The organism is Chryseobacterium ginsenosidimutans (genome assembly GCF_039536845.1).
GTDB lineage: Bacteria > Bacteroidota > Bacteroidia > Flavobacteriales > Weeksellaceae > Chryseobacterium > Chryseobacterium ginsenosidimutans_B.
Window position 1 is genome coordinate 741,148 of sequence record NZ_BAAAZJ010000003.1, and the last position, 18,095, is coordinate 759,242.

Annotated in this window: 10 protein-coding genes; all 10 read left to right on the forward strand. The window is 36.1% G+C overall.

The features are described from left to right. The first annotated feature begins 29 nt into the window (after positions 1–29). The 10 genes from ABD745_RS03475 to polA all read left to right on the forward strand — a co-directional run bounded on the left by ABD745_RS03475 (position 30) and on the right by polA (position 18,093). Complete coding sequence (locus tag ABD745_RS03475; RefSeq protein ID WP_344825239.1) at positions 30–1,967, forward strand: type VI secretion system Vgr family protein; 1,938 nt, start codon at positions 30–32, stop codon at positions 1,965–1,967. A 2-nt stretch (positions 1,968–1,969) separates the two neighbouring features. Then, positions 1,970–3,646 carry a phospholipase effector Tle1 domain-containing protein gene (locus tag ABD745_RS03480; RefSeq protein WP_344825242.1) on the forward strand — a complete coding sequence of 559 codons (1,677 nt, stop codon included), beginning with the start codon at positions 1,970–1,972 and terminating at the stop codon, positions 3,644–3,646. Positions 3,647–3,732: 86 nt separating this feature from the next. Further along, positions 3,733–4,716, forward strand: coding sequence for a DUF2931 family protein (locus ABD745_RS03485; protein ID WP_344825245.1), 984 nt, complete (start codon positions 3,733–3,735; stop codon positions 4,714–4,716). Between the two features lie 469 nt (positions 4,717–5,185). Further along, entirely contained in the window at positions 5,186–5,590 is a 405-nt protein-coding gene (gene tssD / locus ABD745_RS03490; RefSeq protein WP_081986870.1) for a type VI secretion system tube protein TssD, read from the forward strand. A gap of 239 nt (positions 5,591–5,829) precedes the next feature. Then, on the forward strand, positions 5,830–7,998 hold the full coding sequence (locus tag ABD745_RS03495; protein WP_344825249.1) for a type VI secretion system Vgr family protein: 2,169 nt from the start codon (positions 5,830–5,832) through the stop codon (positions 7,996–7,998). 15 nt (positions 7,999–8,013) lie between these two features. Beyond that, entirely contained in the window at positions 8,014–9,273 is a 1,260-nt protein-coding gene (locus ABD745_RS03500) for a tetratricopeptide repeat protein (RefSeq protein WP_344825252.1), read from the forward strand. Positions 9,274–9,291: 18 nt separating this feature from the next. Further along, on the forward strand, positions 9,292–14,067 hold the full coding sequence (locus tag ABD745_RS03505; RefSeq protein WP_344825256.1) for a DNA/RNA non-specific endonuclease: 4,776 nt from the start codon (positions 9,292–9,294) through the stop codon (positions 14,065–14,067). Between the two features lie 6 nt (positions 14,068–14,073). Then, positions 14,074–14,619, forward strand: coding sequence for an SMI1/KNR4 family protein (locus tag ABD745_RS03510; RefSeq protein WP_344825259.1), 546 nt, complete (start codon positions 14,074–14,076; stop codon positions 14,617–14,619). Between the two features lie 137 nt (positions 14,620–14,756). Further along, positions 14,757–15,107 (forward strand): immunity 51 family protein, encoded by a 351-nt coding sequence (locus ABD745_RS03515; RefSeq protein WP_344825262.1) that lies wholly within the window; start codon positions 14,757–14,759, stop codon positions 15,105–15,107. A 142-nt stretch (positions 15,108–15,249) separates the two neighbouring features. Then, positions 15,250–18,093 carry a DNA polymerase I gene (polA, locus tag ABD745_RS03520; protein WP_344827195.1) on the forward strand — a complete coding sequence of 948 codons (2,844 nt, stop codon included), beginning with the start codon at positions 15,250–15,252 and terminating at the stop codon, positions 18,091–18,093. Positions 18,094–18,095: the final 2 nt, after the last annotated feature.

The following is an 18,095-nucleotide window of genomic DNA, read 5'->3' on the forward strand; positions in this document are numbered from 1 at the left end:
ATGTTTAACCTATCCAAATCACAGGTAATATGAAAACAGAATCACAAAATATACTAATAAGCCCCTCATTCCGTCCATCTCAGAATGCAGACGGAATTTCGGAAAATCATCATGCCGGAATCAACAGACTGGTAAAACTTTCCTTGGTAATCGAAGGAAAAGTAATTAAATATTACAAACATTTTAAACTGACTCAAAGCTCGAGACGTCACCATGAATTCAGTCTTGCGCTGGCTCATGATGCTTTGGGAGACCGCCAAACTCATACATTAGAGGAAGCAAATAAATTTCTCGGAAAACGTCTGACAGCCGTCATTTCCTATAAAGATATTGATAGCAGTCCCGAAAGAACTTTCGTAGGTGTCATCACAGGAGTTGGATTTAGTCAGGAAAAAATGAGTCTCGGAAATATTGTTTTAACAGGGTATAGCCCGACCATTTTACTGGATGGAGCACCTCATATCCAGAGTTTCGGCGGCGGATCACCTGTCAATATGGGAATTATTGCCAATGAAGTCATTAAACAAGGTCTTGATTCAAGCCGTTTCGATGTTAGAGTTGATACCAATGATTATTCCCAGATTGTTTACAGTAGTCAATATGATGAAACGCATTACAATTATCTTGCAAGAATGGCTGAAGCGTATGGTGAACAGTTTTATTATGACGGTGAAGTGCTGCATTTCGGAAAACTTCCACAGCAGAATAAACCGATTAAATTAACATACGGAAGCAGCGCAAACGATATTAAAGTTGAATTAAAAGCTGTTCATACAAAACCGCAATTTTATGGCTACAACAGCAGTAAAAATGAAAAATTGACATCAGCTGAAACACCGATTCAACATGTGGGAGATTTAGCAAAAACAGCATATGCCCACAATGATAAAATTTACAAAACTCCGGCTTTACAGGTCGCACCAATAAAAGCTTCAACGCATTTAGATGTAGAATATTCTCAGAAAAGTACAGCAGGAAGTGAAGCAGTTAATGTATTTTCGTTGTCAGGAAACACGACAGTTCCGTTTTTACATCCCGGTTGTGTAGTCGATGTCCAAATGCGAAAAGTAGATACTAATCAATCAGATTATTTTACCAGAATCATGATAACGGAAGTTACTCATGAAATCGATACGATTGGTCATTACACCGGAAGTTTTGAAGGAATTGCTTCAGACACAGGATTTTTACCAAAACCGGAATTTAAAACTCCAAAAGCGGAACCACAGATTGCAACAGTAATTTCCAATGCGGACCCGGAAGGACAGGGAAGAATTCAGGTGCGATTCGACTGGCAGACAAATGATACAACACATTTTATCCGAATGATGAGTCCGGATGCGGGAGGAACAGATCAGATTACTCAAAACAGAGGATATGTTGCGATTCCGGAGGTTGGAGATCAGGTAATGGTGAATTTCGTTCACAGTCATCCGGACAGACCTTTTGTTATGGGAGGTATGTTTCACGGTGGTGTCGGTCTTGGCGGCGGAGCAAGCAACAGAGTAAAATCTATCCAGACAAGAAGTGGTCACAGAATTGTTTTTACAGAAGATGAAAGTATTATTATCACAGATAAATCAGGAAACGAAATTCATTTAGATACAACCGGAAGCAATATCACAATCACCGCTCCGGAAACGATGACGCTGAATTGCAGAAATATGAATATCAATGTTGGAGAAAATATGACAACCAATGTTGGAGTGAATAAATCTGATACAATTCTCGCAAATCATACGGAAAGTGTCGGTTCAATGAAATATCTGACAACCGGTGCAGATTTCATGACTAATGTAGTCGGGAAAATGAGTCATTATGTAAAAGGTGATATGGAAGTTTATGGTGAAAAAGAACATAAATTAACCACGCTTAAAGGTGTAGAAGTAAGCAGTCAGGGAAAAGTAGAACATCACGCAGAAAAAGAAGTTCAGAATAATAGCGGCGAGAAATCTAAAAATCACTAAAAATGAGTATCGAATATTTTGTAGAAGGTAAAGCCACGCTTCAGACAGGAGGCGATAACCGTACTTTTGCGAAAGAAGGTATCGATCATAATAGTGCTGTAAGTGTTGAACAGAAAGGAAATACAACCGGAGTTAATTACAATAAAGCTGAAACAGTTAATCCTAATGATAAGCCTGTCAATACAATTGATGTAGATCTTAATTTGTTTTTCGACGGAACACAAAATAATAAATCAAATACTGAAGCAGGAACAGACAGTCCGTCTTCTAACGGAAGCGACAGCTATGCCAATGATTTCAGCAATGTAGCAAGAGGTTATGATGCGATTAATTCCAGTGCAGATAAGCAGGTTGCGGTTTATATAGAAGGTATTGGAACTGTAGATGGGAGGAGAGATACGATGAAATGGTTCGCAGATTATCCAAATAATGTCGGTTCACCTTTAGGACAGGGAGACAGAGGTGTTGAAGCCAAAGTAACTAAAGGCTGTTTGACGGGAACCGAATCTCTTGCCAAAAAATTTAAAGGAAAAGAAATTGATACTTTAAGGATCAACGTTTACGGATTCAGTCGCGGAGCTACGGCAGCGAGACATTTTGTACATGTTGCAACTTCCACAAAAAGGGCTGTTTTGGATGAAGATACAGGGAAATATGTCGTTTATGCAGCCAAATGGTTTGAGCAGTCGGTAGAAGATGAGCAGAATAAAAGAAATAATCAGCAGAATGTTGAGGTTTCCTATGAAGACAGAAATCATACGTTTCTACAAAGCTATGGGTTCTTCGGAGCCTGTTTGCTTAAAAATAAAATTAAAGTAAAAAAAGTTGTTTTCAATTTTATCGGACTTTACGATACTGTTGCCTCTTTTGGTATGAATCATAAAGGTTTTAAAGTTGGACCAATCAGTGTTATTGATACCGATGCAGAACAATTGGGATTAAATGCTGTAAGACAGGCTAATTTTACCTTACAAATCGCTTCAGACGATGAATACAGAGAAAATTTCAGCCTTACGGACATCAACAGTACCGGAATCAAAGGTCTGGAATTTAAGCTTCCGGGCGTGCATTCCGACATCGGAGGTTCTTATAAAGATGGGGCAGAAGAAAAAGCCAATGTTTTTAAAGGAACTTTGGAAGACTGCAAAAAAATGAAGGAAATTCTGGAAGAAGAAGGTTGGTTTTCACCGGGGCAGTTAGAAATTTTTGAAATTGATAAATCTATTTTCGGCTATAGTTACAGTACAAAATATGAATTGAGAGGAACAAGAAAATTATCCAATCATTATGATAAAATTCCTCTGAAACAGATGTTTCATTATTCAAAACAGTTTGATGTACAGTATGTTGAATCTTTGGTGAAGGATAATGAGATTACAAATCCGGATGTAAAAAACGCATACGGTCAGTTATTAGGCTATATGAATCAATGCAACGATATCAGAAACCGTTATGTAAATGAATACAACAAAGGCGGAAATGCTTCCATCGCAAACTATCAGTCGGAAATAAAAGCATTATCTTATCTTTCGATTATTGATCAGGAAATATTAAAAAAATTAAGAAACGGTTTTTTCCATTGGTCAGTAAATGTAGGAGAAGGCGGAACAGGAATGGGACCGCATGTAAACGGTGCTTTAGCCGCTTCCAAAAGAAAAAGATATATAATCCCCGGATAAAAAAGATGAATTTTAAAACTCAAATATTGGCTTGGCTGTTAGGGATCTTTCAGCTTATCAGTTGCCAGCAATCAAAAAAAGAATCTATGCCAGAAAAAGAATCTGTACCTGTTTATAATATAGAAATTTCTCACCCTGATAATAAATATCTGATTACTCCGGTTGAAGATAAGATTTTTACATTTGAAGGAAACGATTCCAGTTTGCCATACGGAAGTTCATCCGGAAATTGGGGCGATTCCGGGAAAACATTTACAGAAAGACGGGGAACTCCCAAAGGCGCAGATATTGTCTATTTTTCTCGATATGAAGATGCTTTTTATCATTTAAAAGCAGATTTTCCCGAAAAAGAGGTTAAAGATTTCGTACGAAGAGCTTATGCAGATGAAGAAGACAGTGATTGCGGAGTTTTGAAAGAGTTTGTTTATACCGACAAAGAAAATTATTGTGGAGCTTACAAAAAATTAGGGGATCTCGTTTTCGGGTTTGCTCCGAAAGGAATGGTCGTTGTCTGGCTGCGTTTCGGATATGTTCAGATCGAATTGGGGAAATTTCAGGCTGAAGTGGTAAAAGATGATAAGAAATATGCTGAAAAGTTATTTTCTAAAATTTCACAGACCAGAGAAGATATCAAAAATGATATGTTTATTGCCAATGTTTCACCAAATCTTTGGGAACAATACAGAACACGTTATCAGTGGACACCGAATATTCACTCGGATAATAAAGGCTTTAAATTATTTAATGTTCAGACTGTATATTACAATGGCGAGAGAGAAGTTATGCTTCGTCCGTGGGTAGAAAATCCCTCAATAAAAGAAAGGGCAATTCCAAAAGAAATTACTTTTTTCTGGGAAACCGGAAAAGGAGAAGCGTTTGAAGGACGTGCTTTTTTTAATTGGGAGAAAACAAATGAAGAATTTAAAAAGGAAACAAAAGATTTTAAATTGGATATAAAAATTGCTGAGGATAACAATAGCTTCCAGGTATTAATTAATGATCTTCCTATAAAAATTGACAGTACAAGGGTTTATAAAAGTAATTTTACATTCAAAGATTCTTATAAGTAAATTTAAAAGCTGAATTCATTTAAAAATTAAGATTTTAATTTCTTAATCAAGAATTAGAGTTAGTAGTAGCAATGTCATACTGATGTCTCGAAGCATCTGAAAAGTTTTAAAAAATAAAAATCCGGTTAATTTTAAATTTGCCGGATTTTTTTTGCCTGAAAATTAAATTTAAAATATGTTAACAATCATTAAAAATTTCTTAATTAAATCTTAATATTTCCCTGTTATGTGTGAAAATTTATTAGAATTATATTAAAATTTAAGTGTTTAATTATTTGATTTTTAATTAAATATGGATTTAATTATTTCTATTGTCGTAGAATTACTACACCGAATCGTAGAACTACTACAAAAAATAAAATAGTCATTTAAAAACTTTCAGATTAAAAATAGGTGGTATATCTTTGACTCAACAAATCACACACACCACATCAAATCACAAAATATTAACGATTAAAATTTACAAATCATGGCAGCAAATTCAAGAGGAATCTTAAAATTCAACGGAGGAGAAGGTCAAAAATTATTAAAACTGAACTACAGTGTTTCAAGATCTACAGACGTTTCTGGTAGAGTAGCTTCAGACCCTTCTAATGCACTTATTAAGGTTACCGTAGAAGCTACTGAAAAATCAGACATCTTAGAAAGCTTACTAAACGGAAAATACAAGCCTACAACAGGTGAAATCACTTTCAACAAATCTCACGAAGAAGGAACTCTTATTACTCTTGGTTGGGAAAACGGATATGTGATTCAGCATGAGGTAGACTTCGACGCAGTAGACGAAAACAGCATGTTGATCAGCTTTATCGTAAGCGCTGAAACTATTGATTACGGAAATTCTAAATTCGAAGGTCTATGGCCTGGTAAGTAATTAAAACCTTACAATCATCTTAGTAAAAATAAAATTGGTAACAGAATAGTGCAGCTCTCAGAGAGTCAGCTATTCTGTTTTTTTCTTTTTTGAAACTAAATTATTTCATTTTTTTCAATTTAACGAATTAAAAATCAGCTTAAAATTGAAATTTGATTAATGAGAATTTATTTGATTTTTTATCGAATAAATTTTAGCATTTAAAAATAAAACACACAATCAATCAAAATCTTAAGGCTATGTTTCAGGATGATAATACGCCAAAAATGCCTTCTCCTACAGGAAAATCTTCCATGACAAAACAAATGGGAGAGATGAAAGAGATGGCAAAAAATGAGGCAGTAAACAAGGCTACACAAAAAATTCAGGAAAAAACAAGCAGAACCGTTCAGAAAACAACACAGAAACTGGCACAAGCTCAGGCTTATACTGGTGTTGTTTCAGGAGCTTCAGGAATGTTGATGAATCAAAAACTGCAGCCCAATTCTCCCACTTTAGTAGAAGATAAAGTCTGGTCTCAACAGCCTACTTCAAAAATACACAATGCACAGGCAATTCCTGAAAGCCAGATTCAGGGGATCAACCGTGTCGTAAAACTCGATATTGTTGTGGAAGGAAAAGAAGTAAAGCATTTTAAAAATTTTCAGTTAAAACAAAGTGCGACAAGACATCATGAATTTAGCCTGATGTTGGCTCATGATACATTGGGAAGCGCAGAAAATCACAATCTTGAGGAAGCTCAGAATTTTTTGGGAAAAAGAATCACGGTTGTTTTTAAATATAAAGATGTAGAAGACGGTCCTGAAAGAAGTTTTGTAGGTGTAATCACGGAGGTTGGTTTCAGTCAGGAAAAAGGCAATTTGGGAAATATTGTTCTTACAGGTTGTAGTCCGACTGTTTTATTGGATGCTGCTCCACATATTCAAAGCTTTGGAGGTGCACAGGAAATCAGTTTAAACAGTATTGCTGATCAGGTAATTAAAGAAGGTCTTGGACAGGGTAAATTCGACTTCAGGGTTGATTCTCAGCATGGAAATGTTTCTTACAGTTCTCAATATGAAGAAACGCACTACAATTATTTAGCCCGAATGGCTGAAGCTTATGGAGAACAGTTTTATTATGATGGAGAAGTGCTGCATTTCGGTAAATTACCACCTCAGGAACAGCCGATAAAGTTGACATATGGAAGCAGCGTCAGTGATGTGAAAATCAGAATGAAAGCACAACATGTTAATCCAAGTTTCTATGGCTACAACAGCAGTAAAAACGAAAAGTTAACCACAGGAAGTTCAAAAATTTCTCACACTTCTGATATTGCAAAGCGCGCTTATGAAATTTCAGAAAAAACTTTTACAACTCCTTCATTAAGAGTTGCTCCGATTAAAGCGGCATCTTTCATGGATGTTGAAACTTCACAAAAAGGAACGGCAGGAAGCAAAGCTTCTGATGTATTTGTAACATCAGGAACGACAACAGTTCCGTTTTTATATCCAGGTTGCATCGCAGATATCGAAATGCGGAAAACCGACAGTAATGAGACGTCTTATTTTACCAAATTAATGATTCTGGAAGTGAATCATGAAGTGGATGCAAGAGGTTATTACACAGGAACTTTCGATGCCATTGCTTCAGATACAGGTTTTATTCCCCGTCCGGAATTTCAGACTCCAAAAGCTGATTCTCAGTTTGCAAAGGTGATTTCCAATACAGATCCTTTGAATCAGGGAAGAGTTCAGGTGCAATTTGACTGGCAGAACGGTTCTACCACAACAGAATATATCCGTGTAATGACTCCCGATGCAGGAGGAAGTGAGAAAGTAAGCAAAAACCGTGGATTTATGGCAATTCCAGAAGTTGGTGATCAGGTTGTTGTCAATTTTGCGCATCAACATCCAGACAGACCTTTCGTCATGGGAGGAATGTTTCACGGCGGAGTTGGTGGCGGTGGCGGAGCCGGAAATAATATTAAAAGTTTAAGCAGTAAAAGCGGTCACACTGTAAGCCTAGACGACGGTGGCGGAATTACAATAAGAGATAAAGACCAAAACAATATGTTTTTGGACGGAGCCGGAAAAATAAGTGTTGAAAGTAAAGTTTCTATCACACTGACTTGCGGAAGCAGCTCTATTTTCATGGATAAAGATGGAAATATTGTGATTAAAGGAAAAGAAATCATGGTTCAGGGCGATAATATCGGAGTTAGCGGAACGGCAAGTGTCGGAATCGGCGTTGGTCAGGAAGGTGGTGATCCTACTTCAGGAATCGGCATCGAATCAAGCACTTTGGATATTGGAACAACGACGCTGTCAATGGGTGCAAAAACCGAAGCAAATTTGAGCAGTGCAAAAATCAACATCGGAGGCGGAAGTGAAACCAATATAGTAAGCGGAACTGTAAAATTGAATTAATTTAATGTAAAGCTAATGAATCCGGTAGATTTGGAGTTGGTGAAATTAAAAAGGCAATGGCAAAACGTCGTCAAAGCAAACGATAAAAAGCCAATGTTCATCTGTCTTGGCGAAAAACATGAAACCGATCTTTTTGATGGATTTATAAAATCAAGATTGTCTGAAGATTATGACGGGGAAGATATTTTTTTAATTCATTATCAGGAATTTAACGGGATGGATTCCTTCGGACGGATCTTATTGGATGATTGGAAAGAATATTATGAATTACTGGAAAAAAGCGAAGAAAATATTCCTCAATGGGAACTGAATGTCTCTGATGAAAAGTTTAAAACAGATGCATATAAAGCATTTTTTCCTTTGTTAGAATTAAAAAAGAACTTTCCTAATCTTAAAAATTCCAAGATCTATTTATACATCGCTCCGGTCAGAATCAGTGATATTGAAGAACTGTCACTCTGGATAAAAGATTGGTGTAAGCTTTGCGAAAATTCGGGAAATCAAGATATTAAACTGATTTGGACAGAACATCATACTTATAAAACCCTGCCTGAAAACCCTTCGGCGCACAGTTTCAGAGTTGAGGTAGACATTCATCAGTTGATGCAGAACACTGCGGCTCATACCAATCGCAAGAAAAACAGTGTAGATACAGATTTTCAGCAACAGATCCTTACAGCAAGCAATCATTTAAGTAAAGGAAGATTCAAAGAAGCCGAATTTGCATTGAGAAATGCCGTAAAATTAGCCAAAGAACAAAAAAACAAACAAGGAGAGATTTCTGCCTATTTTATGCTGACTCAGACTTTTATCGCAGACAGAAAAAAGGAAAGAGCAGAAGATACTTATCGAACAATATTTGAAGAAGTAGAACCCAATTCATCGTTGGAAATTCAGATGTACATGAACTACGGAAGTTATTTATTGGGAAATTCAAAAAAATCAAAGGCAGAAAAAGCTTTCGAAAAAGCCGCAGAAGTAGCTCAGGAAATCGGCGAATATGCAATGGCAATCGAATGTTACAGAATCATCGGAACATTGAATGATACGCTGTTAACAAAAGATAAAATGATCGAATATTTCGAAAAATCCCTTGATATAGCAAAATTAATGGAGCCTTCAACAAGAGAATCAAGCAGTTTGAAATTTGTAGCATCCATGCTTTTTATTAAATATGAAGGTGATAAAGACAAAAAAACAACATTAGATAACGAAATGAAAAATTATTTTGGTGAGGATTGGAAAGTAAGTGTTGAAAAGCCAAAATATAGTTAACCTCAAATTAAAAATATCATGGCAGATCAAAATAAAAATATAAAAAAGATAAAGGTTGCAAAGCCAGATATGAATCCGGATCGGTCTCTGAGTGTTTCTGCGGACGTCACTTCTTTCAGCATGGAAAAAACAACCCAAGGCTGGAAAAACGGAATGAAAAATAACTTCGACTCCCTGAATCCCGTTTCTATGGTAAAGTCTGTAGTTGGTGGAGACAGTGATCAGGCAAAATCAGGCAGTGATGGAGGCGGAGGCGGAACTTCTGTAACCGCAGAAAATGCTTCACCAAAAAGTAAGATTAAATTAATCAAGGTTAATACTCCTGCAATTACACCAACTGCATTTCAGCATACGAGTAAACATTTTGATATTGTATTGGCGATTGATATCCACTGGACTTTGATTCCGCCGCCGCCATCATTTATGTTGATTCCGTTGCCGTTGCCACATCCATTTATTGGGATCGTCTTTGACGTGATGGATTATATCAAATTCACCATTCCGATTCCGCAATTTATCAGAAATTTAAAACCAGATCTTCCGGAAGGTATTCCGATGGGAGGTTCGATATATGTCCACGGAAGACACAAAGCCACAACAACGACATCCGTAATGGGTGTTGTGATCCCTTTTAAACACATTACTTCTTTAATTCCGGTTTATACAATTCCGTTTCCACAGGAAGCTCCGCATGAAGGGGAAGTGTATTATGGTGCACAAACTGTTTTAGGACAGGGAAGTAAAATGAGCGGAAATTTACCGCAGCAGGTTCTTACTTGTATGGGATTACCTTTCGGAATGACAATGCTTCCTGCAATGCCCGATAAACCGAAGAAAAACCCATTGGCATATTTTGCTTTTTATAATAATTTTTCAAGTTTATATATTCAGATCAATACGGGAGGTCCTGTTTTGGTGGGTGGAGCTTTTGTTCCTCACGTTTATACGCCGGGAGAAATGTTGATGCGTTTTGCAGGAATGGCTTTAATGAGAGGTTTGACGAAAAGCTTAGGAAAAGGAGTTACTAAGTTTAATCATTTTTTACAGGGAAAATTCGGAAAAACAAATCCTGTTTCGAGAGTGTTGTGTAAAGTTGGTTTAGAACCTGTAAATTTTGCTTCCGGAGCGATGTTATTCGAATGGGATGATTTTGAAATCGAAGCCGGAACACCTTTAGAATGGACAAATATTTGGTACAGCGACCGACCTTATACCAAAGGAATGTTAGGAAACGGAATTTTCAATTCTCATGATCTTTATATTGTTCCTGATGAGGAAGATGAGGTTGCAGCGTGGGTTCATCCCGAAGAATTGCAGCCGATGCCGATTCCTGTTCCGCAGGTTGGGGAAGAATTAACGTATTACAGAAGTCAGAAAATCTGGCAGTACCGTCCGAATGATAATATTTGGATCATCCGAAAAGGAACAGATATTTATACTTATAAACGTTTTCACCATATTACGGAAGGAAGTATTTTTAAAGTCATTCACATTGAATATGGCGACGGAACGATCAGAGAATACGATTATCAGGATCGAAATATTGTTTTAAAAAGTATTAAAGATGTTAAAAGCGGTTTCAGGATTGAAACTGTTCTTCATCCTGAACTTAAAAAAGTTTCGGAAGTTTATTATTGTTATAAAAATAAAAGAGATCTGCAGGTTCGTTACAATTACGATGAACGCGGAAATCTTAGTCATGTCTGGGATATTCATAAAAAAGCCATTGTTTTTGAATATGATGATCAAAACAGGGTGATCCGAAGAACCAACAGAAACGAAATGAGCTATCATTGGGAATATGATAAAAAAGACAGGGTAGTTCATACAAAAGGTCTGGAAGGCTTCATGGAAGGTTTTTTAAACTACAATGATGAAGAAGGCTTTACAGAAGTTATTTATCCAAAACAAAATAATAAAACTGAAAGATATTATTACGATGAAGATCTTTTGGTGTACAAGCAGATTGATGGTGAAGGTGGAGAAACATGGTACGATTACACTTCCCACAACGAATTAAAAATGATCGGAACTCCGGAAGGAAGAGTTCAGGGATATACCTATGATGAATATGGAAATATTAAAATTTTCCATACGCCGGATGGAGAAGAATATCATTATCAGTACAATGATTTAGGACAGATTATTGCCCGTTTTTCACCTTCAGGAACTTCAGAAATCTGGAATTATGATGAGGAAGGAAGACTATTAAGCTATACCGATCCGACAGAAGAAAGTGTTTATTATGAATATTTTAATGAAGAAAAACTTCCTGAAAAAAGTATAAAACAGGAAATTGAAACGCATTATGAATACAATAACAGGAATCAAATCATCGGATTAACCAACAATATCGGAGGCGAACAATACTGGAAATATGACGATTACGGAAGGCTGTTAATTTTCAGTCCAAGACCTTTAAACAGAACGGTTTGGAACAGAGACAACATGGGAAGAGTGATTGAGGTCAATGAGCAGGGACAATTGCCGTTAAAACTTCGCTACGATGCTTATGATCTTCCGATTTATGCGACCGATGGAAGGGCAGAATGGCTCATGAGTTACACACCGATGGGAAGTCTGAAACGCCAGGTTCGTAGAAATGCTTTAACCTATAAAAAAGAAGAAACTTTAGTTTTCGGATATAATGCCTATGAAAATCTGATGAGCATTACCAACGAAAAAGGTGAAGTTTATCATTTTGAAAGAAATAATAACGACGATATTATCGGAGAAACGGGTTTCGACGGACAGCAAAAATTCTTTGTAAGAGACAAAGACGGATTGGTGACTCAAACCCGAAATCCACAAGGCAAAAATATTTTTTATGAGTATGATTTAGGCGGAAGATTAACGCAGACTCACTATCCCGACGGAACTTGGGAAGCTTATCAATACGATACTTCGGGAATGTTGGTGAAAGCCGATAACGAAAACAGCAGTGTAAGTTTCCAAAGAAATAAATTAGGTTTGGTAACCAGCGAAAAACAAGGTGAACATTCCATCAATTATGAATATGACGATCAGGGAAATCTGATTGGCTTAAAGAGCAGTCTAGGCGCAGAAATAGATTATTCTTACAACGATCTTGGTCAGCTCAAAAATGTAACTGCTGCCACAAAAGACGTTCACCAACCTTGGCAAATGAATCTTAATGTTTCACGAAACGGAAATCTGTTTTCCCGTGAAATGACAGGTGGTGTCGAAAGTATTTTCGAGTTCGACCACATCGGAATGCCGATCAGCCAAAAAGTAATGGTAAATAAAACCAATACCGCTTTCCATAAAGATTATCATTGGACAGCTGGAAGTCGATTGATACAGGTTTTAGATCGTGTGACAGGTGGAAGAACCCGATTCGATTATGATGCTTTCGGAAGCCTTGTTGCTGCAGAATATTCGAATGGCGAAATTCAGTACAAAAATCCTGACGAAACAGGTTGTCTCTATGAAAGCGCAAAACGAACCGACCGTGTTTATGATAAAGGCGGGAAGTTGATGCGCGATAAAAATTGGTTTTATCATTACGACGAAGAAGGAAATTTATTATTAAAAAGTAAAAGACCAATTAATAATATAAAATCTGATCAAAAAGACGAAGAAAAAAATGCTCATCCTTATTATAAATCGATCGCCGAAGATTGGTTAAAGGAACCGAAATTACAGGAAGGAAATATTCTGCCAAACGTTAACGAAAATTCTCCAGACGAAATCCAAAATCCGGAATGGGAATCCGGAGATTGGGGATATTTCTGGAACGCCAACGGAATGTTACAAAAAGTAAAACGACCCGATGGAAGAGAGGTAAGTTTTGAATATGATGCACTTGGAAGAAGAATTTCAAAAATTGGAAACAAAAAAATAACTCGTTATATTTGGGATGGTAACGTTCTTTTGCACGAATGGAGCTATGATGTTGAGGAAGAGCCGAAAACTTTTTTGGATGATGATGGAAATGTGGTTGTAGAAAAAGAACCTGTTGAGAATGTTGTGACTTGGATATATGATCGAAATAATTTCAATCCAACAGCTAAAATCCAAAATGATAAAACGTATAGTATCATCTCAGATTATTTAGGTACTCCAATATTGGTTTATGATGAAAAAGGAGAAAAGACTTGGGAAAGAGAATTAGATATTTACGGTAAATCAACCTTAGAAAATGATCAGTTTATTCCATTTATATATCAAGGTCAATACTATGATCATGAAATTGAACTTGCTTACAATAGATTTAGATATTATAGCCCCGAAAGTGGTAGATATATTCAAAAAGATAAATTAGGATTATGCGGAGGAATGCAACTTTATTCTTATGTTTGGGATGTTAATAAATTATTAGATAAGTTTGGATTATTTCCTGAATATTATGATCTTGATCATTTAGGAAGACCAACTGGAGGTTTTGCAGAAGTAACGACATCAACATTAGGAACCGGAACTTCCGCTTCCAGCTCAATAAGTCCTCCCGGTTGGCAAGGCGGTGAACATCCATATCATCAGCAAAGAGGACATTTAATTGCAAATAATCATGGAGGAAGTGGTACAGATCCTAAAAATTTAGTGACAATAACTGATGGTACCAATCATCCAGGTATGACAAAATTTGAAAATAAAATTACAAATCACGTAAAAGCAGGTAACACGGTATTAGTAGAAGTAAAACCAGTATATAATGGTGACAATTTAATACCAGAGAAAATTACAATGTTTGCTATAGATCAAAATGGAAAAGTAATTGTAGATACTGAAATAAACAATGGATTACGTCAAACTACGAAATGTTGTGTATAATTGATTATGGAAAATAAAGAATTTAATTTAAAAATAATCGGAACTCCTACAGAATTTGGAGATATTGAAGAACTGGAAAATTATAAATTTCCTAATGGGAAAGGATTTCCAGATTCTTATAAAAAGTTTGTTTTAAAATATGGATATGGCTTAACATTAGAAGAATTCCATATTTATTTACCGATGGGAGATTATGGAGATTCTTTATTTGTGAGAACAAAAGAGATTAAAAGTACTTATATTGACGATGTTAATAATGATGATATTTGGTTTGATATAGAACCGGATGGTTCTCCTGAATTATTAAAAAGATTATTTCCATTTGCTTCGAGCGACAATGGACTATATCTTTTTTGGGATTATGAATCAGAGACTGATCAAGATGAATTTGATATATATTTATCTGATTTTAGAGGAATTGGATTCAGAAAAGTTGGAAAATCCTTGTATGAATTAATCGAAAATCTGACAAACTCCAATTATAAAAGCTTTTTATCTTTTTCTACTCAACCTTTGGGAAAAGAATTTAAATGTTTAAATAAAATTGATTAATTTAAAGGATAGTAATTTAGAACTGATTCAGAATAAAGAATAACTAATTCCTAAAAAAGTTAAGAAATGTTATAAAAAACTTTCCAGAACAGAAATTTATTATCTTTAATATTCAATTAAAATTAATAAAAAACAGTATGGAAGCCTATAACTTTGAAACAACGATCAAACCGTTTTTTTGGGTAGCCTCAGAAAAAACGTATTCAGTATGTCTAAATGCGGGAACTTACAAACCTGATATTTTCGAATGGCGGAAAGATGAAGGTTTTGAAGGCAACGGTTACGACTGGACTTCTTTGGCAAAAGTTTTTGTTAATGAAAAAAAGCCCAACCTGTCAAAAGATATCAAGTTTGATCCCGAAGCCGACATGTTTTGTGCGTATTCTTCAAACCCCGAAAGCTTGAAAGAATTTATTACAGATTTCAAAAATGCCTGCGAAGATGAAATGTTGATTCAGGATTTATTTTCAAAAGCAGAATTAGATTAAAATATTTTATATCATTAAAGATCTCAGGAATGAGGTCTTTTTTTATTTACTATTCTTTTTCATTCATTACAATCATATTCAAATTTTGTTTTAAGACAAAAGAAAAGACTGTAATTTCTTATATTTGTTCCTTATGGAAAATATGGACGCAACTCAAGATAAAAGGTTATTTCTCATCGACGCTTATGCGATGATTTTCAGGGGATATTACGCATTAATCAGAAGCCCGAGGATTACCAGCAAAGGATTGGATACTTCTGCGATTTTTGGTTTTACCAATTCTTTGATCGAATTGATAAGAAGAGAAAGACCAACACATTTGGCAGTAGTTTTTGATGTCGGACAGGCGAGTGTAAGAACAGATGACTTTGCGGAGTACAAAGCAAACAGAAGCGAAACTCCGGAAGCTATTAAAATTGCAGTTCCATATATTCACAGGATTTTGGAGGCGATGCATATTCCATACCTTGGAGTAGAAGGATATGAAGCAGATGACGTCATCGGAACCATTGCCTGTAAAGCTGAAAAAGAAGGATATACCACATTCATGGTAACGCCTGATAAAGATTTTGCACAGCTTGTTACGGATAAAATTAAAATGTATAAACCGGGTTTAAAAGGCGGAGATATTGAAATTTTAGGAGTTGAAGAAGTCAAAGCAAAATATGAAATTGAAGATCCGAAACAGGTAATCGATTTCTTGGCGATGATGGGAGATGCGGTTGACAATATTCCGGGATTGGATGGCGTTGGAGAAAAAACAGCCATGAAATTCCTGAAAGAATTCGGAAGCATTGAAAATCTTTTAGCGAATACAGATAAACTTAAAGGGAAGATTAAAGAGAAGATAGAAGCCTCTGCAGAACGCGGAATTTTATCTAAAAAACTGGCAACCATTATTTGTGATGCCCCTATTGAATTTCATCAGGAACAATACGACCTCGAAACACCTGATTTTGAGCAGGCAAAAAAAGTTTTTGAAGAGATAGAATTTACAAGGTTATACGAAAATCTTTACAGAGCATTTGCTCCGGCTGTTACTACAACGACTGTTGTTGCTGAAGTTCAGGTCACTGTAACTGAAACAGAAACTCCTCAGCAAAAAGTTTCTCAGGCGGTTGGTCAGCTTGATCTTTTTGCGACGTATGAAGAACTGGATCAGGCAACTTCTTCAAAATCAAGCATCGAACAAAACGATCATTTATATCAGTTTGTAAATAATCCGAAAGCTCAGAAAATCTTAGTTCAGAATTTATTGAATCAAAAAGTAGTGTGCTTTGATACGGAAACGACTTCTTTAAACGAGCTGGAAGCCGAATTGGTCGGAATGAGCTTCTCTTATAAAAAAGGTTTGGCATATTATGTTCCGTTGTCAGAGGATAAAGGTGAAGTTTTGCAGACGTTGGAAATTTTCAGACCGTTTTTTGAAAAAGAGGATTTACTGAAAGTAGCTCACAATTTAAAATTCGATTATAAAATCCTGAAACAATATGATATTACGGTAAAAGGAGCGATGTTCGACACGATGATCGCGCATTATCTTTTAAATCCGGACGGAAGACATGGAATGGATTATCTTTCAGAGGTTTATTTAAATTACAAACCTGTTTCCATCGAAACGATTATCGGTAAAAAAGGAAAAAATCAGGGAACTTTCAGAGATGCGGATTTAAGAACTCAAACGGATTATGCAGCAGAAGATGCGGACGTAACTTTCCAGTTGTATGAGTTGTTTGCACCTCAATTAAAAAAGGAAAATTTAGAAGAACTATTCTTTAATATCGAAATGCCTTTAATGGAAGTTTTAGCAAAAATGGAACTTTCAGGAATTTCTTTAGATGAAAAATGGCTGGCTCAGGAAAGTATTGATCTTGAGAATGATTTAAGACAATTAGAATCAAAAATATTTGAAATTTCCGGAGAAGAATTCAACATGAATTCACCGAAACAATTGGGTGAAATTTTATTTGAGAAAATGCAGCTCGATCCGAAAGCAAAAAAAACAAAAACAGGTCAATATGCAACTTCGGAAGATGTTCTTCAAAAGTTATCTTCAAAACACGAAATCATCAAGCATATTCTTGAATACAGAACATATCAAAAATTAAAATCAACTTACGTTGATGCATTACCGTCACAGATTGAAAAAAAGGACAACCGTGTTCATACCAATTTCTCTCAGACAACGGCTGCAACAGGTCGTTTGGCGAGTGTAAACCCGAATTTACAGAATATTCCGATCCGAACGCTGAGAGGCCAGCAAATTCGTGGAGCGTTTGTTTCTGCGGAAGGGAAGAAGATCATTTCTGCCGATTACTCACAGATCGAACTTCGTCTGATTGCCGAAATTTCCGGTGAAGATAATATGATCAAAGCGTTTCAGGATGGTGAAGATATTCACGCTTCAACTGCGGCAAAATTATTCAAAATTCCTTTGGAAGAAGTTTCAAAAACCCAAAGAGGCCAGGCAAAAACCGTTAATTTTGGAATTCTATACGGTCAAGGAGCTTTTGCTTTAGCCGAACAAACCGGTTTATCCAGATCTGAAGCCAAACAAATGATCGAAGCCTATTATGACACTTATCCGAAGTTGAAATTATATATGGCCGAACAAGTAAACAGAGCCCGTGAAATCGGTTATGTTGAAACAATTTTAGGAAGAAAACGTCACCTGAAAGACATCAATTCCGGAAATTTTGTGGTGCGAGCTCATGCCGAAAGAAATGCTGTGAATGCTCCCATTCAGGGAAGTGCTGCAGATGTTGTAAAAATGGCGATGATTAAAATTCAAAAAGAGCTGGAAAAAGAAAAACTGCAGACAAAAATGCTGCTTCAGGTTCATGACGAATTGGTGTTTGAAGCCCCAATTGATGAGGTAGAACTAGCCACCAATATTATTAAAATGGAAATGGAAAGTGCGATTGAAACGCAGGTTCCGCTGTTGGTGGAAGTTGGAGTAGGGAATAACTGGCTGGAAGCGCATTAATT

What these genes read in the sequence shown, in the direction of transcription:
- ABD745_RS03475 (WP_344825239.1), top strand. Translation starts at nt 30, where the DNA reads ATGAAAACAGAATCACAAAATATACTAATAAGCCCCTCATTCCGTCCA.
- ABD745_RS03480 (WP_344825242.1), top strand. Translation starts at nt 1,970, where the DNA reads ATGAGTATCGAATATTTTGTAGAAGGTAAAGCCACGCTTCAGACAGGA.
- ABD745_RS03485 (WP_344825245.1), top strand. Translation starts at nt 3,733, where the DNA reads ATGCCAGAAAAAGAATCTGTACCTGTTTATAATATAGAAATTTCTCAC.
- tssD (WP_081986870.1), top strand. Translation starts at nt 5,186, where the DNA reads ATGGCAGCAAATTCAAGAGGAATCTTAAAATTCAACGGAGGAGAAGGT.
- ABD745_RS03495 (WP_344825249.1), top strand. Translation starts at nt 5,830, where the DNA reads ATGTTTCAGGATGATAATACGCCAAAAATGCCTTCTCCTACAGGAAAA.
- ABD745_RS03500 (WP_344825252.1), top strand. Translation starts at nt 8,014, where the DNA reads ATGAATCCGGTAGATTTGGAGTTGGTGAAATTAAAAAGGCAATGGCAA.
- ABD745_RS03505 (WP_344825256.1), top strand. Translation starts at nt 9,292, where the DNA reads ATGGCAGATCAAAATAAAAATATAAAAAAGATAAAGGTTGCAAAGCCA.
- ABD745_RS03510 (WP_344825259.1), top strand. Translation starts at nt 14,074, where the DNA reads ATGGAAAATAAAGAATTTAATTTAAAAATAATCGGAACTCCTACAGAA.
- ABD745_RS03515 (WP_344825262.1), top strand. Translation starts at nt 14,757, where the DNA reads ATGGAAGCCTATAACTTTGAAACAACGATCAAACCGTTTTTTTGGGTA.
- polA (WP_344827195.1), top strand. Translation starts at nt 15,250, where the DNA reads ATGGACGCAACTCAAGATAAAAGGTTATTTCTCATCGACGCTTATGCG.